Source organism: Brucella tritici (assembly GCF_902825325.1).
Lineage (GTDB): Bacteria > Pseudomonadota > Alphaproteobacteria > Rhizobiales > Rhizobiaceae > Brucella.
Genome location: NZ_CADEAR010000004.1, coordinates 185965 through 212612, shown reverse-complemented (window position 1 = coordinate 212612; position 26648 = coordinate 185965). Strand labels below are relative to the sequence as shown.

Sequence of the window (26648 nt, the reverse complement as noted above, 5' to 3'; positions counted from 1 at the left end):
TGCGCTACAACGCCACGAAATGCTGAGGCGATACCTCGCGATATTCGCGTAAAGGCACCACGAAATCCGCCGGACGGATGGGACTCTTGAGTTCCCCCGTTTCGCTTGAAAGCTTAGCCCTGCGTCGATCAGGGTCAGGAACCGGCACAGCCGCCATCAGCTTGCGTGTATAGTCGTGCTGAGGGTTCTCAAACACCGACGACCTCGGCCCGATTTCTACGATCTCGCCCAGATACATCACCGCTACCCGATGGCTTACACGCTCAACGACGGCCATATCGTGCGAGATGAACAGGAACGCCAGATCGAGGCTCTGCTGGAGATCCAGCATGAGGTTGATGACCTGTGCCTTGATCGAGACATCGAGCGCCGACACACTTTCATCTGCCACGATGACTTTAGGTTTCAAGGCCAGCGCCCGGGCTATACAGATACGCTGCCTTTGCCCGCCGGAGAATTCATGCGGGTAGCGCTTTGCCATATCCGGCGTCAGGCCAACCTTTTCCAGCATGTCTGCAACAACATCCTTCGCGTCCCGTGCGTTTCCCAGCCGGTGTTCAATGTAAGGCTCCGCAATAGCGGCTCCCACCGTCATGCGCGGGTTCAACGATGCATAGGGATCCTGAAAGATCATCTGAACCGTTCTCCGCATCTCGCGCATGGCCTGCTTGTCGAGGGCCAGAATATTTTGGCCCTCAACCAAAACCTCACCGGAATCCGGTTCGGTCAGTCGCATGATGGCGCGTCCAGTCGTCGATTTCCCGCACCCGCTCTCGCCAACCAGCGAAAGGGTTTCACCCTTGCGGAGATCGAAGGACACATTTTCCACGGCATGGACACGCCCGCTCAGGCGAGACATGAAACCTGAGTAAATCTCGAAGCGCTTGGTAAGGCCTTTCACTTCCAACACGGGTACATCGACCTTGTCGACCGTATCCGCCACCTCGACCGGCTTTTCCGAAAGGCCGGTCGCATTGTCTACTATCGGAAACCGCAGAGGGCGTTGATAGCCCTGCATTGAACCCAGTACAGGAACTGCCGACAAAAGTGCACGCGTGTAAGGATGTTTGCTCTGCCGGAAGATATCGACTGTCTGCCCTGTCTCAACCTGCTTTCCACGAAACATGACAACTGTACGATCCGATATTTCGGCCACCACGCCCATGTCATGCGTGATGAAAAGAACGGACGTGCCCTCCTCTTCCTGCAACGTCTTGATAAGATCGAGTATCTGGCCCTGAATGGTTACATCCAAAGCCGTCGTCGGTTCGTCGGCGATCAGCAGTTTGGGTCTGGATGCCAGAGCCATCGCGATCATGACACGCTGGCGCATACCGCCTGAAAAGCGATGCGGATATTCATCGAAGCGGGATACTGCGGACGGGATGCGGACCTTTTCAAGCAAGCGGATCGTTTCAGCACGCGCATCTGCCTTTGACATTTGCGAATGGCAGAGCAATGCTTCCGAAATCTGGTCCCCTATTGTGAAGAGCGGATTGAGACTCGTCATCGGCTCCTGAAAGATCATAGCGATTTCGTTGCCGCGTATCCGGCGCATTTTCTCTTCTGGAAGCGTCAGAAGCTCCCTATCTCCCAACCTGATACTGCCTTCGATGCGGCTCGTATCCTTCTGCAAAAGACGCATGATCGACAGTGAGGTGACACTCTTGCCTGAGCCGGATTCCCCGACGATTGCGACGGTTTCTCCGGGATGGACATCGAAGGAAACGTCATCCACAACCGGTTTCCAGGCACCATCGACCAGAAAAGAGGTGCTCAGCCCTTGAACGGATAGAACAGGTTCGTGTTTTCCAACCGTCGCAATTTTCTCAGACGTCATGATGTTCCTCCGCTTTACTCAGGCTCCGCCAATCAATCCGGCCAACGCAGCAAGCTGTCGAAGCGATGCCTGCTTCGATCCTCAAAGGGAGTCGCGATAATCTCGTTCGATGCCCGGGCTTTGTCGAGTTCTTCGCCCAGACGTTGAGCAACAATGGTCTCCTGCCCTGGATGGAGATTGCAGGGATCGAGATAGAAATAATTGTGTTCCACCTCGTGATCTCGGGTGATGATCGGTGGGTTCCCTCGGGCAAGAGCGGTCACCAGATCCCAGGCCGTGATGTGGGCGTCAGTGGCCGATACGATCACTCGCAGGCGGTCGAGCGGGTTGTTGGTCGGATCTGGTTCGATCAGAGCCGTGATGCCGGGACGGCCATCCAGCGTCTTCTTCCACAGTTCCAGATATGTAGTCTCCCTCTCGCGAATTCCGGCATGGTCGCGCTTTTCCCACGCTTCCAGCGCCGCCATAACGCCATAAATGCTCTCTTTACCAACTTTCATGCCGCGCCCGATGCCGAGATTTTGCAGGAACGCATTGCGGACAAGCTCCTTCTTACCTGCAACGATGCCGGAGGTCGGACCGCCCAGAAACTTGTGTCCCGAATAGATTGCGACGTCTGCGCCCTTTTCCAGAAATAGCTTCAAGTCGTATTCAGATGCGGCATCCACGATCACTGGCACGCCCTTGGCATGCGCGATCTCGACAAACTCACTGAGATGCAAAAGGCCATAGTCGACGACGTGGTGCGATACGACATAAACCGCCGCAGCCGTCTTTTCGGTAATCGCATTTTCCATGTGATAGCGATGCGTCGATGTTGCCTGTCCGATCAGAACGACCTTGCCACCCGCAAGCCTGATTGCCTGATCGACCGGTGCGCCGTAGCTGACCACGTGACCGGTCTGCACCAGAACTTCGTTCTTTTCCGGTGTAGTGTCCGGTAGCTTTTCAATTGCGAGAAGGTTGTTGCCTGTCATAGCTCCGGCAACAGCAAGCGTAATGCCTGCCGAGCAGGACGCAGCGACGAAACCAGCTTCGCCGCCTGTCAATCGCGCAATCACTTCACTTGCCTTACGCTGGAGATCATTGACCTCGACGAATTGCGGCAGGATGACCGCCATCGCCTCTACCGCCTCGGGCACAACGATGGATGCACCAAGCGATGTCATCGTACCGGAAACATTGATGACCGGTCGAAGCCCGATCTTGCGGCGGATATCATCGGTCATTTCAATTCTCCCATTTCTTTCGCTGCCTCAGGCATAGACGGATATGCCATAATAATGTAATAACTTCTCGAATTCACATGGAGCACATGAGTGAGCGCATCATCATCCGCCGTCCCCGCTGAAACGGCTCCTGCAGACGACACCGAAGTCAAGTCGACACGTCGCTCTCGTGTGAGCGGCATAGATCGTGCGTTGCAGGTGATTGATTATCTTTATGAAACCGGTGCTCCGGCTGGTCCCTATGCGATTGCAAAGGCGATCAAGGCACCTTTGTCGACGGTCTATGTAACCATCGATGATCTCGTTGAAAAGAATATGCTCGCCCGCAACGCGGATGGCGCAATCTGGCTCGGTGCGCGGCTCTATCACTACGGTCTTGCTTATGCGCGCTCGCTTGATTTCATGAGCGTCGCCACGCACGAGATGCATGATCTTTGCCGCGAAGCGAACGAAGCGGTGCAGCTGTGTGGACGGGACGGAGATCATATGCTCGTTCTGGCCATGGCGGATGGACCAAGCCCGTTCCAGGTTGCCTCGCGTGTCGGCACAAGAGTGCCCTTGAACTGGACCGCGTCCGGACGTCTGCTGGTCGGTCATTTGGCTGCAAATGAACGGATCGAGCTTTTCAAGCGCTGCGCCCGAACTTCTCCAACCGGTCGAGCCGAAATCGACGCCGCAAGTCTTTCGGAGGCTGCGGCGAAAGCCTTCGATGAACGGCTCTCGATCCAGATTGCGGAATCCGATTATGCGGTTGCCTGTATTGCTTCCCCGATCTGCGACCGCGATGGACAATGCGTTGCGACGATCTCCATCGTGCTCCCGGAGCAGAAAGTGCTTTCCGACGAAGGTCGCTACACCAGTCAGGTACGCGCTTCGGCAGCGAAGATCGAAAAGCTGATGGGTTGGCGCAATCATTAACGCTGTCCTAGTCGTTCAGGGCTACGATCGCTTCGATTTCAACCGTGATATTGCCCGGCAAGGAACCGAAGCCGACGGCTGAACGTGCATGTTGTCCGGCAGCACCAAATACTTCGATGAAAAGATCGGAGCAGCCATTGATGACATTGGGATGCAGTTCAAAATCCGGCACGGCATTGACCATCCCCAATAGTTTCACGACACGTTTCACACGGGAAAGATCGCCAAGAGCCTCGTGCATGACGGCCAGCAGATTGATACCCGTCAGGCGGGCATCCTGATAGGCTTGATCCACGCCAATATCGCCACCGACTTTACCCGCGCGCAAATATCCGCTCTCCTCCCGGGGGCCCTGCCCGGAAAGATAGAGGATATTGCCTTCCCGAACATGCGTGACAAAGTTCGCGATAGGTGGGGGTGGGGGCGGTAAAGTTATGCCAAGCGAAGCCAAGCGATCATAAGGGGAATGCTGTATTTCGGTCGTTTGGGGAGAATGAGACACGAATTTTCCTCATCATTTCGTCACGGGGCGTTCCCGCAAATTCAATGCTGCGCCAATTGTTTCAGCGCCACGAATAACCGTGGCTATGACGAACGAGTTTGCGCGCACGCGGTATATAGCGGCTGGCCGTAATGGCCTCGGCGCCGATGACTGCGTAGCGAGGTTCAAAAAGCCTGTTCAGGCGAGACACATCGCCATTGGAATCCGTCGCTTCCAGGTCGGCGTCGAGCAGATCAAAGATCGTGAAATCTGCGCGCTGTCCTACCGAAAGCCGGTTTTCCATCGAGAGCTTGATCACCGACGCCGGATTGTGCGTGACAGCTTCGATGACATTTTCGAACGGCATGTTGACCGACAGCAGCTTGGACATGGTTGTCGCCAGATCCCAGACAGGGAAATTCATCGAGTGGCCATGCAGGTCCGTCGAGATTGAGAATGGAAGGAGACCACGTTCAATTGCCGCTTCAGCAACCTTGAACGAAAAGGACGCTCCGCCATGGCCGATATCAAGCCGGATACCTTCGCCAGCGCAGCGTCCCGCGAGGTTGAACAGGTCTTCGTCTTCCATAATGCTGGAACCGGATTTGCCGTTGAAGCAATGCGTGACCACATCGCCAGGGCCAAGAATTTCAAGAACCTCGTCATAGAGCGCGGGCGGCTCGCCTACATGCACCATCATAGGCACTTTGAGTATCTTGGCGATCTTCTTACCAAGCTTGACCGGCGTAACGCCCCATGACCCGGTTATGACATGGCTGGCCCGGACCTTGATCCCTACAATATGCTCACTGTTGGCTGCATAGCATTCGAGAATACGATCAAGATCGATGTCCTTGATGTCTCGTAGTTCCGGAACCCGGTTGCAAGCGACAAGGCCGATTGAACCGAGATTGAGGAAGGCTTTGATCCGTTCCTTGGACGGTTCGATGATATATTCTCGGAAACCATGAAAATTGGCTTCTCCCGCCGAACCGGCATCAACGAGCGTTGTCACCCCTCGCTCAGCACCGCACTCCGAAGGGCGTATCGAAATATCCGTGCCGCCGTGCCAGATATGGACATGCAGATCGACCCAACCCGGCGAAATCCAGGCTCCCTTGCCATCGACACGCTCCACCTCTGCCGGTGCGTTCAACGACTTGCCGATGGCGCTGATATTGCCGTCTTTCCCGACCAGAATATCGGTCGTCATATCGAAATGTTCTGCACCGAAAGCTACCGGTTTGACATTGGTGATTAGAAGCGGCTTCGATTGTTCACCGGAAATCATATTACAAATCCCTTCGCAGTCTTGGATCGAGCATGTCGCGTAGTCCGTCGCCAACCATCTGGAGCGAGAGGACAGAAAGAATGATGGCGAAGCCGGGGAAGTAGGTCATCCAGTCGGCTTGTCCGATATATTGGCGTCCTGCGGCAATCATGGTTCCCCAGGTTGGAATCTCGGGGCTTACGCCGAGACCAAGGAAGGAGAGCCCCGCTTCGGCGAGCATTGCGCTCGCAAAGAGGAAAGTGCACTGCACGATGATGGGCGAGATCAGATTTCTCAGCACGTGCCGCGTCATGATGTGGAATGTCGAAATTCCAAGCGATTGAGCCGCTTCGACATAAGGCAATTCACGGATCACCAGCGTTGAGGCGCGCACGATGCGCGCCAGCCTCGGTGCGTAGACGACAGACAACGCAACGATGACCGTCGCCAGCGATGGGCCAAGCGCAGCGACCAGGGCAATGGCCAACAGAATATCGGGGAACGCCATCATCGCGTCGATCAGGCGAGCGATGGGCGTATCCAGACGCTGGAAGAAGCCTGCGAGCAATCCGAGTGTCACCCCTATGATCGCCGACAGGACGACAACAGCCGCGCCCACCATAAGTGACAGCCGTCCAGCATAGATCGTACGAGAAAAGACGTCACGCCCGAACTCATCCGTACCGAACCAAAACATCTCGCTCGGCGGCTTTAGACGGTTGACGATGGATAGCTTCGACGGTGAATAAGGTGCGATCCAGGGCGCCAGCAGCGCGAGGATAGCAAAGACTGCAAGCACAATAATGCCGGCCGCTACCGTCTTGCGTTTGAACAGCCGACGGATGAACAAAGCCCGTTCCGAAAGGGCTTTTTGCGTGGTCGTAACAAGATCGGCCATCAGTAGCGAACCCTCGGATCTACGAACAGATAGAGCATATCGATGATGAAATTAATCAAGACATAGAGCCCTGCTATGACGAGCAGCGCGCCCTGAATTACCGGATAATCCCGTCGCAGGACTGCAGACACGACAAGATTGCCAACCCCCGGCAGGCCGAACACCGTTTCCGTTACCACGGCTCCGGAGATCAGGACGGCTGCAGTAAGACCGACAACCGTCAGGATCGGGATCAGCGCGTTCTTCAATGCGTGCTTCATGATTACACGCCGCTCAATCAAACCCTTTGCACGCGCCGTGCGGATGTAGTCGTCACCAAGAACATCAAGCATTGAGGCACGGGTGAAACGCAGGATCAGAGCAGAGGAAACCAACCCCAGCGCAAAGGCTGGCAGGATCAGATGATACATTCGATCCATAAAGCTCGAACCCGGACCGCCATAGCCGGACACAGGAAACAGGTTCAGCCGGACCGCAAAAAACTGCATGAGGATAAGGCCGAGCCAGAAGCTCGGTATGCTCGCTGCAAGCATGGCAACCGTCGTTGCAGCCTGATCGACAAAGGAACCACGCCGATAAGCTGCATAAACTCCAACCGGCAGAGCAATGATGCAGGCAATCAGAAGCGAAAGAACGGTCAGGAAGAATGTTGGTTCGGCCCGGTCAAGCAATGCCGCACCGACCGGCATGTTGAGAAAGATCGACTGACCGAGATCGCCCTTCAGTAGCTGACCGATGTAGTAAAAGTATTGAATGACCAGCGACTGATCGAGGCCAAGTCGGGCGCGCAGATCGGCAATGTCCTGCGCCGATGCATCCGGTCCAAGCATGACAGCGGCAGGATCACCTGGCGTCACCCGGACAATCACGAATACGATCGTCACGACCAGAAACATGACGACAGCCATGCCGACAAACCGCTGAAGGATGTAGCGCACCATGCGATCAGATTCTCCAGATTGAACACTTCAGCAAATGCCGACCGGACGGACGGCATTTGCATTGCCCGGAAGTTACTTCTTCAGCGAAGCATTCCAGAAGTAAGGCCACGGCGCGGGCTCAACGCCCTCCAGCTTGGTGGACATTGCCGCGACAGCATTGAAGTCGCCGATCTTGATCAGGGGCAGTTCGTCATAAATGGTCTTCTGAACGTCTGCCCACAGCGCAATGCGCTTTTCCGGATTGGATTCAGACGTGAATGCATCGACTACGGTTTTACGCGCCGGCGTGTCCCACCAACCCGGCGAGCTGGTCGACAGAGAACCCATCAAAGCAGGCTCGGGCAGGAAAGGGCTGTGCGTTATGTAGATATCCCAGAGCTTGGGATCAGCGCGGCGCTGCGTCAGTGTCGCCCAATCGACAACCTGCAAATCCACGTTGAAACCGGCAAGCTTCAGATATTCTGCAGCCACCTGCGCCATCTTGTAGTGGAACTCATACTGGCGGCTTGTCAAAATGCGTAACGGCTCGCCATTATAGCCAGCAGCCTTCAATTCTTCGGCTGCAGCTTCCGGCTGGGCCACATTATAATTGCCTTCAACGCCAGCGTCAGTATTCCAGACGAAATTGGACGGATAGAAGGCACCGTCCAATGCGTAGAATTCCGTACTGCCAAACGCAGCCGCAAGCATGTCTTCCATGCTCAATGCGTGGGTTACGGCCTTGCGCACAGGCAGTTTCGACGCCACGCCTTCCTTGGTGTTGAAAACAAAGACAGGGTAGCCGAAGGGCTTGAGAAGCAATGGCTGGGAAGCTGTCGAAGACTTGATCTTGTCAAATGACTCAACCGGAATGGAATCGACATAATCATACTGTCCGGAAACCGCTGCCTCGACGCGAGTGTTGGCGTCCGGGACCGATACGAAGCGGATTTCGTCGAGATATTGATGACGCGCACCGCCATAACCGTCGCTCTCGCCGTCGCGCGACTCGTAACCGTCGAAACGTACGAGCTGAATATACTGATCTGCCTTTCGCTCCTTGAGCATATAGGGACCGGTGCCGATAAACTCATTCATCGGCTCTGCCTGCTTTTCTGACGGTATGATGATCGCCGCAGAGTTGTTGAAGGCAAGCAGAGAGGTCAATGGCGCATAGGGCTGCTTGAGCGTTATCGTCACTGTGGCCGGATCAGTCGCCGCGATATTATCGATAAAGGCCGACGCCTGCTTTCCGCGCGAAGCGAGCTTCGTCCAGCGCTCCAGCGACGCAACCACGTCTTCCGACGTCATGTCGCTACCGTCATGGAACTTGATATCGGAACGCAGCTTGATCGTATAGGTTTTTCCATCCGCGCTGATTTCAGGCAGGCTTTCTGCCAGCAATGGCGTCGGCTTCCATTCCTTGTCGAACGTATAGAGCGTTTCGAAGATATGCTGCGTGACGATACCCACAAGATCGGCGGTGGACACCATCGGATCGAGCGTCGGCGGCTCGCCAATGGTCGCGACATTGATGACACCACCCTTGTCCTGAGCCAGCGAAACGCCGGGACTGAAGATCATGGCAGAAGCCAGAAGGAGTGCTAGTTTGATCCGCAAGGCAGAACCCCCATTTTTGAATTGTTCCACAATTATGTTATATAAGCTTTTATAAAAGAATAACTAAGATCATGAGGGTGTCAATCCATCAAAGCACATCGACTGGAAATCTTCCGCCGATAACGATGGAATGCTCATACAATGTGGGCATTTCAGATTTTATGGGTGGCAGCACCAATGCTGTGTCGATAAGAGTGCGCCATGACACGCAAAGGCCAGGGCTATCTCTTCACACTTCTCGCGGTTACCATTTTTGCAACGCAGGATGGTATCTCAAAGTATCTTGGCACCCATTATTCGCCGATCCTCATAACGATGATTCGCTATTGGGTCTTTGCAGCCTTCGTTCTCCTGCTTGCAATCCGCTCCGGAGGCATTGCCAAGGCCGCAGCAACGAAACGTCCTTTCTTGCAGGTTTTTCGCGGCATCCTGCTTGCTGCTGAAATCGTTACATTCATATTCGCTCTCAGTCGCGCGGGCATGGCAACGGCACAATCGATCTTTCAGGGCGCGCCGCTATTAGTGACCATGCTCTCCGTGCCCTTCCTTGGCGAAAAGGTTGGCTGGAGACGTTGGACTGCAATTATTGTCGGGTTGATCGGTGTTTTGCTGATTATCAATCCAGTGAACGCGACATTCGACGCAAGCCTGCTTCTGCCCGTGGCGGCGATGGTCATGTTCGCCGTTTATGCGGTTGCGACACGCGCCGTCAGCAAGAGCGACGATGCCATGACGAGTTTCTTCTACACTGGCATAGCAGGTGCCGTTGCCCTCACATTTGTCGGCAGTTTCTATCTCATGCCTATTGCCAGAAGCGACTGGTTCTGGATGGCAGCCCTTTGTGCCTGCGGTATCGCAAGCCATTATTTCCTTATCCGTGCCTACAACATTCTGGAGGCAGGAGAAGTACAGCCGCTTACTTATCTGCAGCTCGTTATCGGCACATGTATCGCAGTCACGGTGTTCCACGAGCAATTGACATGGAACATCATCGCCGGCGCAGTCATCGTCGTCGGCGCCGGGCTGTTCTCGGTCTTCCGCGAACGGCAACTTGGCAAAAGAACGCCGCCCGCGCTCGGATAGATTTCAATTCTCAATGCAGGATAAACTGGCAAGTCAAGCTCAACGGCATTGCTCGCTGGCGTGGCTCGGTCGCTTGACAAATTAAACTTGATAATTTAATTCATGTTTTGACCTCTACTGGTCGCGTAGACTTCCAGCCGGCGCTTGACCTACTGAGAGCGCCGGTCTTTTTATGTCTTGTGTGCAAAACAAGCGCGGTCGAGTGGAACAGTCATGACGCAGCCAGCCCCATCGGATATCAGCCATATCGAAACTGATTGCGTGATCGCAGGTGGTGGGCCAGCAGGGCTGATGCTGGGGCTTCTGCTGGCGCGCTCAGGTATCAACGTGACCGTTCTCGAAAAGCACCCGGATTTTCTGCGCGATTTTCGCGGCGACACAATTCACCCGTCCACCCTTCAGGTCATGTATGAACTCGACTTGCTGGATGGCCTTCTTGCCCTCCCCCATACCAAAGCGCATCGGCTACATGCAGAAATCGGCGGCAAGGACATCACAATAGCCGATTTTTCGAGAATTCCCGCTCAGTGTCGTTTCATCGCTTTCATGCCGCAATGGGAATTTTTGGATTATATTGCACGCGAAGCTGCGAAGTATTCGAACTTCAGACTCATTATGTCTGCGAGCGTGGTCGATCTCATCGAACGGAATGGGAAGGTCACCGGCCTCCTTGCAACAACATCCGATGAATCGATCAGGATTGATGCCAAACTCGTCGTAGGGGCAGACGGGCGAAACTCCACGGTTCGCACAAAGGCCGGTCTGGAGGTCGAAAGCTTTGGCTCGCCAAGCGAAATTCTCTGGATGAAGCTGTCACACGCTCCCAATGACCCACCCTATACGATGGGCCACGGCGGTCCTCGACAGGGTTTCGTCATGATCGATCGCGGCGATTACTGGCAATGCGGTTATGTGCTCCGCAAACAGACCTTTGCTGACGTCAAACAAGGAGGACTCGATGCACTCCGCAAAGCAGTTGCGGAAGTCTCCCCTTTGCCTGCCGACCGAATGGATGAAATACGCACCTGGGATGACGTTTATCTCCTGAGCGTCCGCATTGACCGACTTAAGACATGGTGGAAGCCGGGGCTTCTGTGTATCGGCGATGCCGCTCATGCCATGTCGCCAATCGGCGGCTTTGGGGTCAATCTCGCCATTCAGGACGCCGTTGCAGCTGCAAATATTCTGACCGCACCGCTTCAGGAAAACCAAACTTTAGAACCGCATCTCGCTGCAGTCGAAGCACGGCGTCGTTTTCCGACAAAGGCAACACAGAAGCTTCAATTGATGATGCGCAGCGATCGACGCAAGCGCGAAACAAATGACACTAGGCGCGATGGGCCACCCGCTTTTATGCGCCACATCGCACGCTGGCCCATTCTTGCACATCTGGCGGGCAGGTTAATAGGGGTCGGCTTCCGCCCGGAACACGTCCGAAACAACTAAGCGGAGAGCTTCAGTCCATATCGTCAAGTTCGTCGTGAATACCGGCGACGATCTCCAACCGCTGTTGCGCCGATTTGCCTGCATGCGAAGCATAGGTCAAAGCGAGAAGCCGAATGGCGCTGCTGACGGCGGTATATGATGCTCCCAATGCGAAGCTGTCTACATGACACGGCAGCACGACGCGCGCATAACGCTGGGCCTCCGAAACCGATCCCCGGTCCGTAATGGTCACAATATTCAACCGGCTCGTAGCCGCATAACCCAGAATTTGTTTCAACAATGCCCGATGTGGCGGCAGCGTGATCAACAACAACACATCTTTCGGACCAGTCATGGCAAGGTCTTCAGCCCACGAGCCCTGATTGATACCAAGGATCATCACGCTGTGACGCAACCTTGAGAACAAGAGCCGCGCATAACGCGCGAACCCTTCCTCGTCGCCTATCCCGACCACCCAGACACGCGGCGCTTCTGCGATAAGTTCGGCAGCTTCACGCATCTTGTCGGACCGAAGCGCCTCGAATGTTCGGGTTATATTGGCGATCTCCAGATTAAGATGCGCACTGATGGTACGCACCAGCGGCACTTCTTCGTCAACCGTGCTCGAATATTCAAAAGGTTCGGTGCGATTGCGCTCCTCACGCGCCTGAAGTTTGACTTCATTGAAATCCGCATAGCCCAGATGCTGAAAGAAACGAGCTGTGGTTGCCTTGGATACGCCAGCCATCTCCGCGATTTCAGTAGCGGAATGAATCAGGATGTCGTCCTCGCGCTCGAGAACGAGCTGCGCGATTTTCTGCTCGCCTGCGGTGAGCTTTGCGTAGCGCTCCTGTATGCGCAGTACCAGACGTGAAGCCATGTGCGTTTATTCCGAATCTCTCTGTGCACTAAAAAAGCTTATCATCGCCTCTTGCAATACTGAAACATTTGTTTCATTGATAATGAAACATTGAAATTCATGGAATCTCCATGGCGTATTCCCGCAGTATACGGCAGCGCATATGGGATCGGCTGAAAGACGTCGCCCGCCCTGATGCACGCTTCCACTTCAAGTTCTCGGAATTCATACCGGATTTTGAAGGTGTAGAGGCAGCGACGGATCGCTTGCTGGTGGTTGAAGGGATTGCGAAAGCCAAACTGGTTTTTGTGACGCCAGATAATTCCATGATCGAATTGCGCCGTCGCCTGATCATGTCGGGTACACCATTCATCATGCCGACCTACGGCATGCAGCGCGGCTTTCTCCTGCTGGAACCGGGATCCGTTCCCCCGGGGCTGGAGAAAGCCGCAGCCTGGCTTGACGGTATGGAACATTTCGGTCGATCGGTCAGTCTCGAAGACCTGACTCATATCGGCCGTTTTGATGTCATTGCGACTGGCGCATCCGCTGTTTCCATCGATGGAGTCCGCTTTGGCAAAGGCCATGCGTTCTTCGATCTGGAATGGGGCATGTTCACCGATCTGGGTCTTGCTGACGAGCAGTCTCTGATTGCAGCAGCCGTGCATGACGTACAAATCGTGGAAGAGCGCCTCAACGTATCGGAGAACGATATTGCTCTCGATTTCATTGCCACGCCCAGCCGCCTGATTGAGATAACACGTAACCGTCGCAGGCCGCGCGGTATTCGCTGGAACGACGTTTCAGCCGAAGAAATCCAGTCCATCCCGCCGCTGCGTGAGCTTGCGCGCATGCGCGGCATTGCCTGACAGTTCAGCACCAAAAGGAAAATTCAATGAATATTGCCCTGGATCGCCGCCGTTTTCTCGGACTTTTGGGCGCCGCAGCCACTCTGCCAGCTATGAGCCGTTTTGCCTCAGCGGATGCACCGTTCAACTTTCAGGCCTCCTGGATCAATGACGCAGAATTCAGCGGCTATTTCATTGCAGTCGACAAGGGCTTCTATCGCGAAGAAGGCCTCGACCTGAACTATATTTCCGGTGGGCCCGACGTCATCCCGGAAAGCACTATCATCGCGGGCAAGGCCGACCTGACCCTCACCACTCCCGACACGACGATCAAGGCAATCGTCGAACAGGGAGCGCCATTCAAGATTATCGGCGCCCAGTATCAGAAGAACCCTATCGGCATTATTTCGCTCGCCAAAAACCCGATCAGGGAGCCAAAGGACCTGATTGGCAAGACGCTGGCTGTGCCGCCGGTCAATGTCATCTCGGTCGAAGCCATGCTGAAGATTTCGGGCATCGAACCTTCTCAGGTCAACATCGTTCCTTATGCCTATGATCCAACGCCGCTCATCAAGGGTGAAATCGACGCTTCGCTCGACTTTACGACCAATGTTCCTTTCACCATCAAGCAGGCAGGCGAAGAGGCCGTGTCGTTCCTGCTCTATGATTTCGGCTTTACGATCTTCAACGATACGGTTGTCGTGACGGAAGAAACACTCAAAGCAAAGCGCAAGGATCTCGTTGCTTTCCTTCGCGCAAGCCGCAAGGGCTGGAATGAAAACCTCAAGGACCCGGCAGCCTACCCACCAAAATTTGCCGACAGCTGGTTCAAGGGTACGGGCAGGTCGATTGAAAATGAAATCTATTTCAACACCGCCCAGAAGCCGCTGATCGAGTCGCCGAACGGTGTATTCTCCATGAGCGAAGAAGCCATCGAGAACACGATCAAGGCGCTCGGTACGATTGGCATCGCCGCCAAGCGCGATCATTTCGACACTACGCTTCTTGAAGAGATTTGATGCCTGAGATGTCCGGGATCAAGCTTGAAAATGTGACGCGCTCTTTTTCGGGGCGCGGCACGGATGTAATTGCATTATCCGATGTCTCGCTCGCATGCCCGACCGGCTCGTTCACTGCACTTATCGGGCCGTCCGGCTGTGGCAAGTCGACTATGTTGCGGCTGGCACTCGGCCTCGACCAACCCGACGGCGGCTCGATTTCGGTCATGGGCAAAAGCCCTGCAGAAGCAGCAAAGGCCGGACTGACCGGTGTGGCTTTTCAGGATGCGGCGCTCATGCCCTGGCGCAGTGTCGAAGACAATATTGCATTGCCGCTGGATGTACTTGGCCAGTCTCGCTCCGCAAAGGCTGAGCGGATTGCCGAATTGATCGCCCTTGTTGGCCTCAAAGGCTTCGAGAAGGCACTTCCAGGTGAGCTTTCAGGTGGCATGCGCCAGCGTGTGGCAATTGCCCGCTCCCTGGTCACCGATCCGCGCGTTCTGTTTCTCGACGAGCCTTTCGGCGCGCTTGACCAGATATTGCGCCGCCAGATGAACATCGAGCTTCAACGCATTTGGCTTGAAAGCAAGGCGACCACCCTGCTCGTTACCCATGGCATAGACGAGGCGGTATTCCTCGCCGACCGGATTGTGGTGATGCACAGTCGCCCCGGACGCATCGCGCAGATCATCGATATTCCGCTGGAACGCCCACGCAGCCCCGAAATATTCAGCACATCGCAGTTCCATGCGCTGGAGGACGCTGTCGCGGAGGCTCTGCATGGCTGACATGAAGCCATCGAACCATTTCTCTACCTTGCGCAACTGGGTCATCCTCATTGCAGCCTGGGAGATATGCGGCCGCTTTTCCCTGATCGCAGGTGGCGCCTTGCCGGCACCTTCGGCAATTCTGGCCCGCCTGTGGATCGACCGAGCCGATTATCCAGCCCACATACTGGCCACGCTTCAGGGCGCAGGTTCTGGCTTTGTCATCGGCAACCTTGTTGCCGTTGCTGCAGGCATTCTGTTCGCTCTCTTTCCGGCTGCCGCGAAACTGGGACGTGGCGTCAACATCGCGATTTTTGCACTGCCTCCAATTGCCATTTCGCCCATTCTGGTGCTGACTTTCTCAGGAATGACGCCGCGTATCACACTGGCGGCACTCGGTTGTTATTTCATCACCATGGCTGCTACCGTGACCGGCATCAGCCAGACAGACCGCCGCATGGTGGATATTGTTCGTGCCTATGGCGGCAGCCGATGGAAAGTGCTGCGTCTGGCGCAATTGCGATCCGCCCTGCCGTCAATCCTTGCCGGTCTGCGAATTGCGGCTCCGAATGCAGTTCTGGGCTCCATTCTGGCCGAGTTTGGTGGCGGCGGACGCTTTGGTCTCGGCGCTTATCTGATCGGCTCTCTCGGGAGAGCTGAACCGACCCGGCTCTGGGGTATCGGTTTGTGTGCTACCTTGCTTGCAGGATTGGCCTATGCGCTCTTTTCCATCCTTGCAAAAATGTTGACCGGCAGCACCAAGGCCATCACCGTCCCAGCCAACGCTCCGAACGCTACCCCGCGCAGCTCGCGTGGTTTGAATTTTATTCTCGTCATTTGTTCGATCGCGCTTCCATTCGTCTTGTGGTGGCTACTGCTTGTGGCCATGGGAACACCGGCCATGATTGCCAAAACGCCGACCGGACTGTTCGACTATCTGTTCCTCGCTCCGTCGGCAGCTCCCGCGCAGGCAAAATTGCTGACGGCGCTTTCGCAGACTTTGCCGCTTACCTTTCTGGGCATGGCAGCAGGCATCCTCTTCGCCTTTGCACTCGCTATCGCCTCCGTCGCCAAACCTGCCATCGTGCGCGGCTTCATGCCTGTCGCTCTTGTCACGCAGACGATGCCGCTCGTCGCCCTGACGCCCCTGCTCGTTTTGTTGTTGGGACGCGGACCGTCTGTCATCCTCTGGATCACGGTGTCGGTCACATTCTTCCCTGCCTTCGTGACCATGGCGCAGGGTATGGCACTGGTTCCTCGTGCGGCGCTGGACGTGCCCCGCGCCTATGGTGCGAGCATCTGGACACAAATCCGTCTAGTATCCGTACCCGCCTCCCTGCCCTATCTCTTCGCTGCCATTCGCCTTGCCGTACCCCGCGCTTTGCTTGGAGTCATGATTGCCGAATGGCTGGCCACGGGTACGGGGCTCGGAAACCTTCTCAACCAGTCACGCGGATATCTCGACTACGGCATGATCTGGGCCGTTGCGGTTGTGTCCGTCATGCTATCCGTCTTTTTCTATCAAATCGTAGCCCTCTGCGAGCGCCAGGTACTCGCACGCCGCGGCATGAGCCCGGCAGACTAAAATGCAAGGAGTTCCCATGGAAATCACCGATCACAAAGCTTCCGTTCGCGAACGTGTGTGGAGCGAGTTGCGCAAGGTCGCTGTCCCGGATAGCCGTTTCCATTTCGACTTTGGCGAGTTCATCGCGGATTTCGAAGGTGGAGAGGATGCCGTAGCCCGTCTGACAAGCCATCGCTATTATCAGAACGCAGACTTCATCTTCATCACGCCAGATAATTGTCTCGACCGCCTGCGTCTTCAAGCTTTGAAAGACGGTAAGACCGTTCTGATAACCACATATTCGATCAAGCGCGGCTTCTGGGTTCTCGATCCGAAGTTGATTTCGCCGGACTATTATCTTTATGCCTCGACGCTCGACGGCATGGAGCGTGTAGGACAGCCGGTAACGCTGAAAGATATCTCGGCCATGCCGGTCGTCGACTACATGGTTACCGGCACCGGCGCGATCAATCTCGAAGGGGTCCGTTTTGGTAAAGGACATGGTTTCTTCGATGCCGAATGGGGCATGCTTTACCGTCTGGGCCGCATCACCGCCGCAACGCCAGCAGCGGCGGTCGTGCATGATTGTCAGGTACTGAGTGAAAAGCTGACGCCGGATGTCTACGATACAGTTGCGGACGTGATTTTCACCCCCACCCGCACAATCGAGGTGAAGGACCCGCACAAGCCAACCTGCGGCATCATCTGGGATCGTCTCGACCCTGTCATGTACGAAACGATCCCTCCGCTTCAGGAACTGAAGGCCATGGGGCTATAGACAACGTCCCTCCGAAACCTCAAAAAGCCGGATGCATTTATCGCGTCCGGCTTTTTCCTTACATGCCAATCACGAGCTTCAGCGCAATTGACCACATCGTTACGGCAATGATGCCTTCCAGAATACGCCACGAAGATGGGCGGGCAAAAATCGGGCGCAGCCAGCGGGCACCAAAGCCAAGCGAAAAGAAGAACACGAAAGACGCCGTGATCGCACCTGCGGCAAACGATGTTTCCAAACCCGGAAACTGCGTGGAGATCGTTCCGAGAAGGACGACAGTATCCAGATAGACATGCGGATTGAGCCATGTCAGCGCCAGACAGGTTGCAAGTGTCTTGGTGAGACTCACAGACGCCCCGTTCGCAGTGGCCAGAACAGCCGACGAGGTAAAAGCGGAATAGAGGCTGCGCGCACCATACCAGATCAGAAAAGCCGCACCGCCATATCGCATAATGGGATCAAGCGCAGGCATGATAGCAGCGATCTTCTGGAAGCTTGTGACACCGATCAGGATCAGGATGGCATCCGATACGGCACAAGCAAGGCTTACGGCAAACACATGCTCATCGCGCAGCCCTTGCCGCAGGACAAAGGCGTTCTGTGCACCGATGGCAACAATGAGAGTGAGGCCCATGGTAAGGCCGGTTACATAGACTGAAGGATTCATAAATGGTCGCCATCTGGGGTCAGTTGGCACTTGGATACTGGAAGTTAGAGAGTTAGAATAGTTAAACTTTATAACTTCAATTTAGGAATTCTAATGATCGACTATTCTGCCTTGAGAGCAGTGGCGATGGTAGTTCAGACAGGCAGTTTTGAGAAAGCCGCACGGGCATTGAACGTGACCCCGTCAGCTATCTCACAACGTGTCAAACATCTCGAGGAGCGGCTTGGTGCCGTGCTCATCGAGCGAGGTTCTCCTTGCATGGCCACAGAGAAAGGCGACTGGCTATGCCGGCATATCGAGCAGGTGGGCATGCTTGAACGCGAACTTCTGGCGGAATTGCCTGGATTGTCCGGCAGCGAGAATACGGCACAGCGCGTAACGCTTCATATAGCGACCAATGCCGATAGTCTCGGCACGTGGTTTCTGAAAGCGATTTCGCATTTCAGCACATCATCGGAGTATCTCGTCAACATTGCGGTAGACGATCAGGATCATACTGCCGAATGGCTGCGGCGCGGACGCGTCGTTGCTGCCGTAACCTCCCTGTCCAAACCGGTTCAGGGCTGCCGTCTGACGCCGCTTGGTATTCTCCAATATCGCGCCACGGCATCACCAGATTTCGTCGCTCGCCACTTTCCCGGTGGAATAACCCGCGATGCTATCGCCAGGGCCCCGGCTCTGACATTCAACCAGAAGGACAGATTGCAGGATCAGTGGGTGCGCGCTGCCCTCAGAGCCGACATAGCATGCCCGACACATTGGCTTCCCTCGACACAGGCTTTTGTCGATGCAAGCCTATCAGGCATGGGGTGGGGGATGAACCCGATGCAGTTGGTGGGTGACCATTTGCAATCAGGCAGGCTCATCGAATTGATCCCGGACACACCGTTGGATATTCCTTTATTCTGGCAGGTCAACCGCCTTGCGGCTGACAGGCTTGCAAGCCTGACACAGGCAGTTTTGACGACGGCACGGCAGGAGCTTGCACCCATCTCAAACAAATGAGGCAAGCCATCACTTCCAAAAATCACATTGGAACAATGGGATAGAGAAGGATTTTCTTCACTGATCCCGTCAATCACCATCTGTTTTCTTGAACGTGAACAGCGATTGAGCGATGCATGATGAATGAAGCTCCTGTTCCTCATCGCGGCGCTGGTCGCCCTTGTCTTCCTCGGCTGCTACTTGCAGATGTTTTTTGCCGTGCCATAAAAGCGGCACCCCTGATCTGCCTGCCTAAGCCGAGGAGCTCGGAGCACTCGATAAAGCTGAGCCTTACAAGAAAAAAGGCAGGATCAATGATCCTGCCCTGTTTGTGCAACGCCTGCTGCCTCTTCACAGACCCTGACATGCTCTGCCAGTGCCTCGAGTTGCAAGAAAGCGCTTATGGTACAGATATCCCGCTTCTGAAACTTTGGAAGTTCCTGAAGCTCCTTCAATCTGGTGAGAAGTGCACCGCGGTTCATGGTTTTTCCCTCCATCTTTTTCGGCTATCCGCAAATTTGGTACTAATCAGGCTGCCCGCACCTTCGCTTTCGTCTTCAACGGAAGTTCGATATCGACTTCGAGCGTCGACATCTGATCGCCCCGATCCATTTTCACGCTAACCTTGTCGCGATCAATCTGGATATGTTTGGCGATAACGGCGAGAATTTCCTCTCGCAATACCGCAACAAGATCAGAATGTTCGTGTGACGCCCTTTCATGGGCAAGCAGAACCTGCAACCGTTCGCGCGCTTGCGGCGCGGAAGCAGGCTTGCTGAAGAAACGAAACAGGCTCATGCCGCTCTCCTTCCGAAAAGTTTACCCAGAAGGCCGCGCTTTTCGGATGGAACAGTCATCGGCACTTCTTCACCGGCGAGGCGGCGGGCTGCGTCGAGATAAGCCAATGCAGGCGCACTGCGCTGATCGGCAAGCGTTACGGGCGAACCAATATTGGATGCCCGCAGAACATCCTGGCTTTCCGGAATAATACCCAGAAGCGGGATGGACAGAATTTCGAGAACGTCATCGACCTTCAGCATGTCACCGCGCTCGGCGCGCACCGGGTCATAGCGGGTCAGCAGGAGATGCTTTTCCACGCGTTCGCCACGCTCGGCCTTGAGTGTCTTGGCATCCAGCAAACCGATGATACGGTCGGAATCGCGCACGGACGACACTTCAGGATTCGTGACGACCACAGCCATATCCGCATGACGCATGGCGAGCGTGGCACCGCGTTCGATCCCGGCAGGGCTGTCGCAAATGATCCAGTCGAACTCTTTCTTGAGATCTTCCATGACGCGGTCGACGCCATCGGTGGTCAGGTTATCCTTATCGCGTGTCTGGGAGGCAGGCAGCAGATACAGTGTCTCAAGGCGCTTGTCGCGGATCAAAGCCTGTGGAAGCTTCGCATCACCCTGAATGACATTGACCAGATCGAACACGACGCGGCGTTCTGCGCCCATGACGAGGTCGAGGTTACGCAGACCGACATCGAAATCGATAACGACAGTCTTCTCGCCGCGTTGTGCCAGCGCAGCACCGATTGCAGCGGTTGATGTCGTTTTGCCAACGCCACCCTTACCGGAAGTTACAACAATCACTTTTGCCATATTTGTCTCCTGTATCTCCCGCGCGCCTCCAGAGCATTCGTTACCCGGGCTATGAAGTGCTCTGCTTTTCTTTTACGACACTCAAAAGTGCCTTAAATCCTATTGAAATCTGCTTCTCTCAAAGCTTCTCAGCTCTGAGGGCAATGCTAACTCAGCGTTTCTGCCATCATATAATCGCCGTCGAGCCAGAGCTGGACCGCCTGTCCACGCAACCGGCTCTCCATGTCTTCGGCCGTCTTGTAGAGGCCGTCGATGGCAACGAGTTCTGCTTCCATCTTGCGGCAGAAAATGCGCGCATCGGCATTTCCGGCTGTTCCAGCCATTGCACGGCCGCGCAACGCGCCATAGACGTGGATCGAACCACCTGCCACCACTTCAGCACCGGACGCTACAGAGCCAACAATCGTTACATCACCGTCCGGAAAATAGACCGATTGGCCAGACCGAACCGGCTCGGTGACGACCATCGACGGAACAGCCTTGACAAGTTGCACCGACGCGGAGGCAACCGGTGCACGCTCCTGCGGTTTCGGCTCTGTGATCTCCGGGTCGAAATCTGCTGCAGGCTGCCCACCACGCATTGCAGGCGGCATACCTGGGCCCAACAGAGAGGGCCGCGCATTTTCAAACCCCGTAATCCAGACGCCACGTTTAACCAGATCCTCAAGCAACTGAACCAATTGGGGACGCTCAATCGAAACATTCTCCAGATCGAGAACGATCGGGCGATTCAGAAAGAACCCCACTGAACGGGCTGCAAGATCGTCCAGCTTGTCGAGCCAGCCATCGAGCGGCAGTTCAGGCGAGAGTACCAGCGCAAGAAAGGACCTCCCTTTCAAGCGGATTGGACGAGACTGTGTTAGCACTTGATTCATCTTGGTTAAAAAACGGTTTATCCGGTCTATATGCGCAATGGTTAACAGATGGTTAATTTCTGAAGCCCAAATAGTTCCAACTGCGGGAGCAGCCGGTCCCTTTTTGACGATCAGAACATAACTATCAGCGGACATTAAAGTGCTGCGCGTCCTTATGGGCGCACGCAGGACACTCCAAGCTATTGAAACTACACATCACGCTTTCCGAAAAGCGATTCCGAGTTTCGGACTGATGCGGTAGCCATCGGACACGGAACGCAACATTGTGCCCGATTGAACAGCCAAAGGCACTTCCAGCTCGAAAGCGACTCAGCCTATTCTTAATTATAAACGGACAATCGGATTGATTATTGCGGTTTCTTAGCCCATCCACAGAAGACGTTGCAAAAATATAAAATTAAATTCCGATCAAATGTGACGCTGCGTAATGTATTATATTTTTATAATATATTTTTATTTAGCCCTAAATCGAGAATATCTTACACTGAGCGGAACTCGATAAAAATCTATCCGATTCTTTTTAAATCATATTTCTTCTAATTAGTAGACATTTGGAGATCAGCTGGATCATTTTCTGATATTGTCAGCGCTTCATCAAGAATTTCATGAACAATATGCGCCATGAAAAACCTTCAGGCGGCCCATCAGCCGACCCGGTCGATGCAACGAGTGAGTATAACTCAGCGAAGCAACAGCGATCTTTCTGATCGTTGTCTTTTCTCTACGAATGCCGTCCTCGTCAGTAGGAATGATCCCTGACTGACGCACGGAATATAGATTGTTTGGAAGGTTCCGCTCAAAGGAACCGCCTCGCGTTTGGGCGGGGGGCTTAGGGGCGCGAGGCGGGCGAGCTCTCAGGAGTGCACGCACAGGGAAAATGGAACGTTAGCTCCGATTCTGGAATTAACAATACGTTCCAACCTGAAAAATTACGTGAGCAGAGTATAGAAAAGCCCACAACGCCTGGGAGGAGAAGAGCGTTGTGGGCTTAATCTGTAAGCGCGATTGGGAGGAGGAGTATCGCGCTTGAGGTCCGGTTCTTGGGAGGAGGAGTGAACCGGACGCATTTTTAATAGCCTGCCCAGCAGGCCCGCTCAATCAACAAGCTTGCATTGCTGATATGCACTTTCAACAGACCCAAAATGAAAACCGCCTCGCAGCGAATGAACGCGCTGAGGCGGCATATCTCCCTCGAAAGCCCCCAATCGAAGAAGATGGAGGAACTTACTCATAGCTTTGACAAAAATAAATAGACAATCTGCACGCGCACTTGAAAATCTGGTGAACAATATCAGCCAATGGTTGAAGATTCTTGCTTCAACAAACTTTTCCGCGCCTCCAGCCGCTCGATTAAACACTGTTCAAGATCGGATATAGTTCAGTCGTGCAGTGTGATCAAAATGCTCTTAAACCGGTTAGAATCTGAATGAGTATCAATCAAATATCTTACACAAATTTCAGTATTTTCTGAAAATCCTAGAGTTCTATTAGGGGGTTGCTTTCTCCACGAGCGCGGTTATTGTTCCTCTCACTTGGAGGAGGGAGTACCGCCCCAGCGCGCTAGACCGCTGCGGGGCGGTTTCTTTTTTAGCTACCCAAAAATGCATATCTGCATTGCAGCGTTGCCCCTTGTATGCAGCGGCCCTTATTCCTATTTTGGGTTTGTTCGGTTTTACTCCTCCTCCCAAAAACCGAACCCAAAGCGCGATACTCCTCCTCCCAATCGCGCTTTATAGATCCGCCCACTGCACACTCCTCCTCCCAGTGCAGTGGGCGTTCTCTTTTCTGAAACTCGTCACACATATAAAAAATTGAACCCAATCGGACGACCCTGTGGCTATTTCAGTAGTTTTAAGGGTTTGCAGATAATTTCTGCACTGGATGCACCAGGGAGCGGGGTTCCATGTTCTTCAGCACGACCTTCAAATCGGCCAGACCATCGCTGCTATGCGTGCCTTTGATCTGGCTGGGTTTTGTTCTGGTTCTGCTGATCGCGCTTTTGTCATTCAGGCTCCGTGCCCCTATTGGGCCGATGTATTGGGACAGCTATATCTATTTCGATGCGGCCCAGCGCATAAGAATGGGCCAGATTCCAGGCGTTGATTTTTCCACACCTGTCGGGCCACTTGGCTATTATCTTTTTGCATGGGGGCACGCCCTGTTCCCGCAGGCGCAACCGCTTTTGCTCGTTCAGTGGTCAATATTAGCCGTTGCAGCCCCTCTGATGGCGTGGGTACTGGCAGAGATTCGCCCCTACAATCGAACAACCGGGTTTCTGATCCTTGTTCCATTTCTGGTTTTCGCAATCTTTCCAGCCAATACACAGAGCTTTTACCCCTATCCCGGGCTGGATGGGTTTGGCATTTATAACCGCCATACATCGCTTCTGCTCTACGTGCTGATGTGCGGACTGCTATTTATGCGCAACGGCACAAAGCTCGCGCTCTTTTGCGCGGCAGCGATGCTCACCCTGCTTTTGATGAAGGTGACTGGTTTCCTTGCAGGTGGGCTGTTCGGACTCACAGCACTTCTCGCTGGGCGAATCTCAACCCGCAACGTTCTGCTGGCCGCTGCCGCTACCGCAGCATTTCTGCTTGCCCTTGAACTGCACAATGGGATTATCAGCGGATATATTCGCGATATTGCTACATTGGTCACACTGAACGAAGAAGCCCTGCTCCCGCGTTTCCTGACCGTCATATCCTTGAAGCTGGACGTTATTCTACCGACAGTAATCCTTGTTCTGGCCCTTTTCTGGAATGAACAGCGCCAGTCCAGTGAACAAAATCGCTTCTTCGACCGGAGCTCTGTCTGGCTCGCCATTGGGCTTCTGGGCGGCATCATCCTTGAAACGCAGAACACCGGAAGTCAGGAATTCATATTCCTTTGGCCTATCCTGCTTCTGATCTTTCAGCGGATGAAAGCCGTCCCCGAGAAGCTCAAAATCGCCTTCGTCTTGCTCGCTGCCTTCTGTGTCATTCCGACGTTCACCAAGGTTGTGCACCGTACCCTGCGCGCCGTTGCCGTAGCCCCAACTTATGTAGAGCCGTCTTTGCCGGAACTGAAAAATCTCGGGCAGGTCCTAACCCGGCCCGATTTCCTGCAGCGGGCAGAGCTTTTCGAAACCCATTACCCGGAAAACAATACAGCCTATGACGCGCTGGCAGCACAAGGCCAGCTACCTAGCTGGCAGCTTTATTCGGAAATCGATTTCCAGGTGTACTGGCTCGTTTCTGCAAACCAGGTGGTAAAGGATCTGAAATCCTTCGAGACCCAGAAGAATCTTCACCTGCAAAGCATCATGTCGCTCGACTTCGTCAATCCATTTGCGTGGATATTGGATCGCGATGCGACACGGCATATCCAGATCGGCGCCGATCCCTTCCGCACAGTCCGGGCGTTATCCAAGGAAACGAAAGCTGCCGTAGAAGCAACCGACGGCATATTGCGCGCGAAATGTCCAACGACGACCAATCGCCTTGCCTTGCAGAAAATATATGCCGAAGCGCTACAGGATCGTACCGTCGTCGCTTTGAACCCCTGTTGGGATTTGTTGCTTCGCCCCGGTCTCATTCCTTAATTAGAAACGGCTCATTTGATCTGAGCCCTGACGAAATCCCGCACAATCCGGACAATGCCGCGTGAAAGTACCTCATCCAATGCTTGGATGAATGCGTCCACATGCTCGCGCCCGCAGATCAGCGGCGGCTCCAGACGGATGACGTTTCGATTATATTCGGTAAAGGCGACCAGAACTCCATGATCGCGCAGCAGATGGCTGCCGATAAAGCCAGGAAGCGAACCTTTCAGCTTTTCATCAAGCATCGCCAAGACAGGTCGCAGCACGACCGGCATGGTCTGTGAGAAATCATGGAACTCCAGCCCCACCATCATCCCCTTCCCGCGCACGTCTTTGACAAGCGCAGGATAGCGGCTCTGCAACTCATCCAGACGATCCAGAAGATATTCTCCAACATCGGCTGCGTTATCGATCAGATGCTCGTCATAGAGCACGTTCAATGCTTCAATCGACGTGATGCAGGCTTCACCAATCCCGCCAAAGGTCGCCATGGCATGTATCATTGCTGTCTTGGGCGTGCCGTAGGCCTTCATATAGATATCGCTGCGGGCAATCATTGCAGCCATGGCCGTCTTTCCACCACCCAGCGACTTCGCCAAGGCAGTGACGTCCGGTATCACGCCATAATGCTCGAAAGCATAGAATTTCCCGGTTCGTCCCAGCCCACACTGCACTTCATCGGCAACCCAGATCACACCATACTGGTCGCAAAGGCTCCGCAGCTTCTGCCAGAACTCAGCATCGGCCTGAATGATGCCGCCACCGCCTTGCACCGTCTCCAGCACAATTACCCCGATTTCGGGGTCGGAGCGAAATGCGTTCTCAATAGCCGCGATATCACCGAAGGGCACACGCAGGGTGTTATCGACAAGCTTGAATTCACCACGATAAAGCCCGCCATCCGTGATAGACAGGACGCCCTTGGTCTTGCCGTGGAACGAATTTTCCGCATAGACGATCTTGGGCTTTTTCGGACCCGCAGCGCGCTCTGCCACCTTGATTGCGGCCTCCATTGCCTCGGAACCGGAAGACCCCAGAAACACCATGTCGAGATCGCCCGGCGAGCAGGCCGCAATATCATAAGCGAGTGCGGTCGCATACTGCGACATGAAGGCGATTGCGATCTCGTGACGCATTTCTTCCTGGAATTGGCGCCGTGCTTCCAGAATACGCGGATGATTGTGACCGAAAGCCAGCGATCCAAAACCGCCGAAGAAGTCGAGAATTGAGCGCCCGTTCTGGTCGTAATAATACATGCCTTCGGCACGTTCGATCTTCACCTTGTGAAAACCGAGCAACTTCATGAAGTGAAGCTGACCCGGATTGAGGTGAGCGGTGAACAGCTCCGTCATCCGTGGCAGGTCGAGCGCTTTCGCCTCGCTGACGGTGAGCAGTTTCGGCTTTGGCGTTGTGTTGATCTTGTTCATTTCTGCC

Annotated in this window: 25 protein-coding genes; 10 read left to right on the top strand and 15 right to left on the bottom strand. The window is 54.5% G+C overall.

The window, feature by feature from the left end:
• Nucleotides 1-4: 4 nt before the first annotated feature.
• Together HWX93_RS07625 and HWX93_RS07620 are read right to left on the bottom strand one after the other, a co-directional pair.
• Nucleotides 5-1840, bottom strand: coding sequence for an ABC transporter ATP-binding protein (locus HWX93_RS07625; RefSeq protein WP_176037018.1), 1836 nt, complete (start codon nucleotides 1838-1840; stop codon nucleotides 5-7).
• 32 nt (nucleotides 1841-1872) lie between these two features.
• Entirely contained in the window at nucleotides 1873-3069 is a 1197-nt protein-coding gene (locus HWX93_RS07620; RefSeq protein ID WP_176037017.1) for an aminotransferase class V-fold PLP-dependent enzyme, read from the bottom strand.
• Between the two features lie 90 nt (nucleotides 3070-3159).
• Here HWX93_RS07620 and HWX93_RS07615 point away from each other — a divergent pair, with 90 nt between their 5' ends.
• Entirely contained in the window at nucleotides 3160-3987 is an 828-nt protein-coding gene (locus tag HWX93_RS07615; RefSeq protein WP_109986797.1) for an IclR family transcriptional regulator, read from the top strand.
• 7 nt (nucleotides 3988-3994) lie between these two features.
• On the opposite strand, the gene HWX93_RS07610 is transcribed toward HWX93_RS07615, so the two are convergent.
• The 5 genes from HWX93_RS07610 to HWX93_RS07590 form a co-directional block, all read right to left on the bottom strand.
• Nucleotides 3995-4489 (bottom strand): RidA family protein, encoded by a 495-nt coding sequence (locus tag HWX93_RS07610; protein ID WP_109986796.1) that lies wholly within the window; start codon nucleotides 4487-4489, stop codon nucleotides 3995-3997.
• A 61-nt stretch (nucleotides 4490-4550) separates the two neighbouring features.
• Nucleotides 4551-5759 (bottom strand): amidohydrolase/deacetylase family metallohydrolase, encoded by a 1209-nt coding sequence (locus HWX93_RS07605; protein ID WP_176037016.1) that lies wholly within the window; start codon nucleotides 5757-5759, stop codon nucleotides 4551-4553.
• A gap of 1 nt (nucleotide 5760) precedes the next feature.
• Nucleotides 5761-6636, bottom strand: a complete 876-nt coding sequence (locus tag HWX93_RS07600; protein WP_176037015.1) for an ABC transporter permease — start codon at nucleotides 6634-6636, stop codon at nucleotides 5761-5763.
• Nucleotides 6636-7577, bottom strand: coding sequence for an ABC transporter permease (locus tag HWX93_RS07595; RefSeq protein WP_176037014.1), 942 nt, complete (start codon nucleotides 7575-7577; stop codon nucleotides 6636-6638). The genes HWX93_RS07600 and HWX93_RS07595 overlap by 1 nt, the downstream gene beginning before the upstream one ends.
• Nucleotides 7578-7649: 72 nt before the next feature.
• Entirely contained in the window at nucleotides 7650-9140 is a 1491-nt protein-coding gene (locus HWX93_RS07590; protein WP_419190780.1) for an ABC transporter substrate-binding protein, read from the bottom strand.
• Nucleotides 9141-9377: 237 nt separating this feature from the next.
• Here HWX93_RS07590 and HWX93_RS07585 point away from each other — a divergent pair, with 237 nt between their 5' ends.
• Both HWX93_RS07585 and HWX93_RS07580 read left to right on the top strand, forming a co-directional pair.
• A complete protein-coding gene (locus HWX93_RS07585; RefSeq protein WP_176037012.1) occupies nucleotides 9378-10259 on the top strand; it encodes a DMT family transporter in 882 nt (293 codons plus the stop codon).
• A gap of 213 nt (nucleotides 10260-10472) precedes the next feature.
• Nucleotides 10473-11705 carry an FAD-dependent oxidoreductase gene (locus HWX93_RS07580; protein WP_176037011.1) on the top strand — a complete coding sequence of 411 codons (1233 nt, stop codon included), beginning with the start codon at nucleotides 10473-10475 and terminating at the stop codon, nucleotides 11703-11705.
• Between the two features lie 10 nt (nucleotides 11706-11715).
• On the opposite strand, the gene HWX93_RS07575 is transcribed toward HWX93_RS07580, so the two are convergent.
• Complete coding sequence (locus tag HWX93_RS07575) at nucleotides 11716-12564, bottom strand: MurR/RpiR family transcriptional regulator (protein ID WP_109986790.1); 849 nt, start codon at nucleotides 12562-12564, stop codon at nucleotides 11716-11718.
• A 110-nt stretch (nucleotides 12565-12674) separates the two neighbouring features.
• On the opposite strand from HWX93_RS07575, the gene HWX93_RS07570 reads away from it, so the two are divergent.
• From HWX93_RS07570 to HWX93_RS07550, 5 genes are read left to right on the top strand one after another with little or no spacing between them, the layout of a single operon-like run.
• Entirely contained in the window at nucleotides 12675-13412 is a 738-nt protein-coding gene (locus tag HWX93_RS07570; RefSeq protein WP_109986789.1) for a 5-formyltetrahydrofolate cyclo-ligase, read from the top strand.
• A gap of 26 nt (nucleotides 13413-13438) precedes the next feature.
• Entirely contained in the window at nucleotides 13439-14410 is a 972-nt protein-coding gene (locus tag HWX93_RS07565; protein ID WP_109986788.1) for an ABC transporter substrate-binding protein, read from the top strand.
• Nucleotides 14410-15177, top strand: a complete 768-nt coding sequence (locus HWX93_RS07560) for an ABC transporter ATP-binding protein (protein WP_109986787.1) — start codon at nucleotides 14410-14412, stop codon at nucleotides 15175-15177. The genes HWX93_RS07565 and HWX93_RS07560 overlap by 1 nt, the downstream gene beginning before the upstream one ends.
• Nucleotides 15170-16741 (top strand): ABC transporter permease, encoded by a 1572-nt coding sequence (locus HWX93_RS07555; RefSeq protein ID WP_061346656.1) that lies wholly within the window; start codon nucleotides 15170-15172, stop codon nucleotides 16739-16741. The genes HWX93_RS07560 and HWX93_RS07555 overlap by 8 nt, the downstream gene beginning before the upstream one ends.
• 16 nt (nucleotides 16742-16757) lie before the next feature.
• Entirely contained in the window at nucleotides 16758-17498 is a 741-nt protein-coding gene (locus HWX93_RS07550) for a 5-formyltetrahydrofolate cyclo-ligase (protein WP_061346657.1), read from the top strand.
• A 58-nt stretch (nucleotides 17499-17556) separates the two neighbouring features.
• On the opposite strand, the gene HWX93_RS07545 is transcribed toward HWX93_RS07550, so the two are convergent.
• Nucleotides 17557-18165 carry a LysE/ArgO family amino acid transporter gene (locus HWX93_RS07545; protein ID WP_109986786.1) on the bottom strand — a complete coding sequence of 203 codons (609 nt, stop codon included), beginning with the start codon at nucleotides 18163-18165 and terminating at the stop codon, nucleotides 17557-17559.
• A 93-nt stretch (nucleotides 18166-18258) separates the two neighbouring features.
• On the opposite strand from HWX93_RS07545, the gene HWX93_RS07540 reads away from it, so the two are divergent.
• A complete protein-coding gene (locus tag HWX93_RS07540; RefSeq protein WP_176037010.1) occupies nucleotides 18259-19170 on the top strand; it encodes a LysR family transcriptional regulator ArgP in 912 nt (303 codons plus the stop codon).
• A 69-nt stretch (nucleotides 19171-19239) separates the two neighbouring features.
• Here HWX93_RS07540 and HWX93_RS07535 read toward each other — a convergent pair whose 3' ends face one another.
• The 5 genes from HWX93_RS07535 to minC all read right to left on the bottom strand — a co-directional run bounded on the left by HWX93_RS07535 (nucleotide 19240) and on the right by minC (nucleotide 21634).
• Nucleotides 19240-19386, bottom strand: coding sequence for a hypothetical protein (locus tag HWX93_RS07535; RefSeq protein WP_176037009.1), 147 nt, complete (start codon nucleotides 19384-19386; stop codon nucleotides 19240-19242).
• Nucleotides 19387-19460: 74 nt separating this feature from the next.
• Entirely contained in the window at nucleotides 19461-19631 is a 171-nt protein-coding gene (locus HWX93_RS07530; protein WP_010660937.1) for a hypothetical protein, read from the bottom strand.
• A gap of 46 nt (nucleotides 19632-19677) precedes the next feature.
• Nucleotides 19678-19947: a cell division topological specificity factor MinE gene (gene minE / locus HWX93_RS07525; RefSeq protein ID WP_006468449.1), complete on the bottom strand. Its 270-nt coding sequence runs from the start codon at nucleotides 19945-19947 to the stop codon at nucleotides 19678-19680.
• Nucleotides 19944-20759, bottom strand: a complete 816-nt coding sequence (minD, locus tag HWX93_RS07520; protein WP_010660936.1) for a septum site-determining protein MinD — start codon at nucleotides 20757-20759, stop codon at nucleotides 19944-19946. Before minD ends, minE begins: the two co-directional genes overlap by 4 nt.
• 146 nt (nucleotides 20760-20905) lie before the next feature.
• Nucleotides 20906-21634 carry a septum site-determining protein MinC gene (gene minC, locus HWX93_RS07515; RefSeq protein ID WP_061346660.1) on the bottom strand — a complete coding sequence of 243 codons (729 nt, stop codon included), beginning with the start codon at nucleotides 21632-21634 and terminating at the stop codon, nucleotides 20906-20908.
• A 1903-nt stretch (nucleotides 21635-23537) separates the two neighbouring features.
• Here minC and HWX93_RS07510 point away from each other — a divergent pair.
• The gene (locus tag HWX93_RS07510; RefSeq protein WP_176037008.1) at nucleotides 23538-25214 is read left to right on the top strand and encodes a hypothetical protein; all 1677 of its coding nucleotides are present in this window, start codon (nucleotides 23538-23540) and stop codon (nucleotides 25212-25214) included.
• 11 nt (nucleotides 25215-25225) lie between these two features.
• Here HWX93_RS07510 and HWX93_RS07505 read toward each other — a convergent pair whose 3' ends face one another.
• Nucleotides 25226-26641 carry an aspartate aminotransferase family protein gene (locus tag HWX93_RS07505; RefSeq protein WP_109986783.1) on the bottom strand — a complete coding sequence of 472 codons (1416 nt, stop codon included), beginning with the start codon at nucleotides 26639-26641 and terminating at the stop codon, nucleotides 25226-25228.
• Between the last annotated feature and the right edge of the window lie 7 nt (nucleotides 26642-26648).

Coding starts and splice junctions, on each gene's coding strand:
- HWX93_RS07625 (WP_176037018.1), bottom strand. CDS start 1,840: ATGACGTCTGAGAAAATTGCGACGGTTGGAAAACACGAACCTGTTCTA.
- HWX93_RS07620 (WP_176037017.1), bottom strand. CDS start 3,069: ATGACCGATGATATCCGCCGCAAGATCGGGCTTCGACCGGTCATCAAT.
- HWX93_RS07605 (WP_176037016.1), bottom strand. CDS start 5,759: ATGATTTCCGGTGAACAATCGAAGCCGCTTCTAATCACCAATGTCAAA.
- HWX93_RS07600 (WP_176037015.1), bottom strand. CDS start 6,636: ATGGCCGATCTTGTTACGACCACGCAAAAAGCCCTTTCGGAACGGGCT.
- HWX93_RS07595 (WP_176037014.1), bottom strand. CDS start 7,577: ATGGTGCGCTACATCCTTCAGCGGTTTGTCGGCATGGCTGTCGTCATG.
- HWX93_RS07590 (WP_419190780.1), bottom strand. CDS start 9,140: ATGATCTTCAGTCCCGGCGTTTCGCTGGCTCAGGACAAGGGTGGTGTC.
- HWX93_RS07585 (WP_176037012.1), top strand. CDS start 9,378: ATGACACGCAAAGGCCAGGGCTATCTCTTCACACTTCTCGCGGTTACC.
- HWX93_RS07580 (WP_176037011.1), top strand. CDS start 10,473: ATGACGCAGCCAGCCCCATCGGATATCAGCCATATCGAAACTGATTGC.
- HWX93_RS07575 (WP_109986790.1), bottom strand. CDS start 12,564: ATGGCTTCACGTCTGGTACTGCGCATACAGGAGCGCTACGCAAAGCTC.
- HWX93_RS07570 (WP_109986789.1), top strand. CDS start 12,675: ATGGCGTATTCCCGCAGTATACGGCAGCGCATATGGGATCGGCTGAAA.
- HWX93_RS07565 (WP_109986788.1), top strand. CDS start 13,439: ATGAATATTGCCCTGGATCGCCGCCGTTTTCTCGGACTTTTGGGCGCC.
- HWX93_RS07560 (WP_109986787.1), top strand. CDS start 14,410: ATGCCTGAGATGTCCGGGATCAAGCTTGAAAATGTGACGCGCTCTTTT.
- HWX93_RS07555 (WP_061346656.1), top strand. CDS start 15,170: ATGGCTGACATGAAGCCATCGAACCATTTCTCTACCTTGCGCAACTGG.
- HWX93_RS07550 (WP_061346657.1), top strand. CDS start 16,758: ATGGAAATCACCGATCACAAAGCTTCCGTTCGCGAACGTGTGTGGAGC.
- HWX93_RS07545 (WP_109986786.1), bottom strand. CDS start 18,165: ATGAATCCTTCAGTCTATGTAACCGGCCTTACCATGGGCCTCACTCTC.
- HWX93_RS07540 (WP_176037010.1), top strand. CDS start 18,259: ATGATCGACTATTCTGCCTTGAGAGCAGTGGCGATGGTAGTTCAGACA.
- HWX93_RS07530 (WP_010660937.1), bottom strand. CDS start 19,631: ATGAACCGCGGTGCACTTCTCACCAGATTGAAGGAGCTTCAGGAACTT.
- minE (WP_006468449.1), bottom strand. CDS start 19,947: ATGAGCCTGTTTCGTTTCTTCAGCAAGCCTGCTTCCGCGCCGCAAGCG.
- minD (WP_010660936.1), bottom strand. CDS start 20,759: ATGGCAAAAGTGATTGTTGTAACTTCCGGTAAGGGTGGCGTTGGCAAA.
- minC (WP_061346660.1), bottom strand. CDS start 21,634: ATGAATCAAGTGCTAACACAGTCTCGTCCAATCCGCTTGAAAGGGAGG.
- HWX93_RS07510 (WP_176037008.1), top strand. CDS start 23,538: ATGTTCTTCAGCACGACCTTCAAATCGGCCAGACCATCGCTGCTATGC.
- HWX93_RS07505 (WP_109986783.1), bottom strand. CDS start 26,641: ATGAACAAGATCAACACAACGCCAAAGCCGAAACTGCTCACCGTCAGC.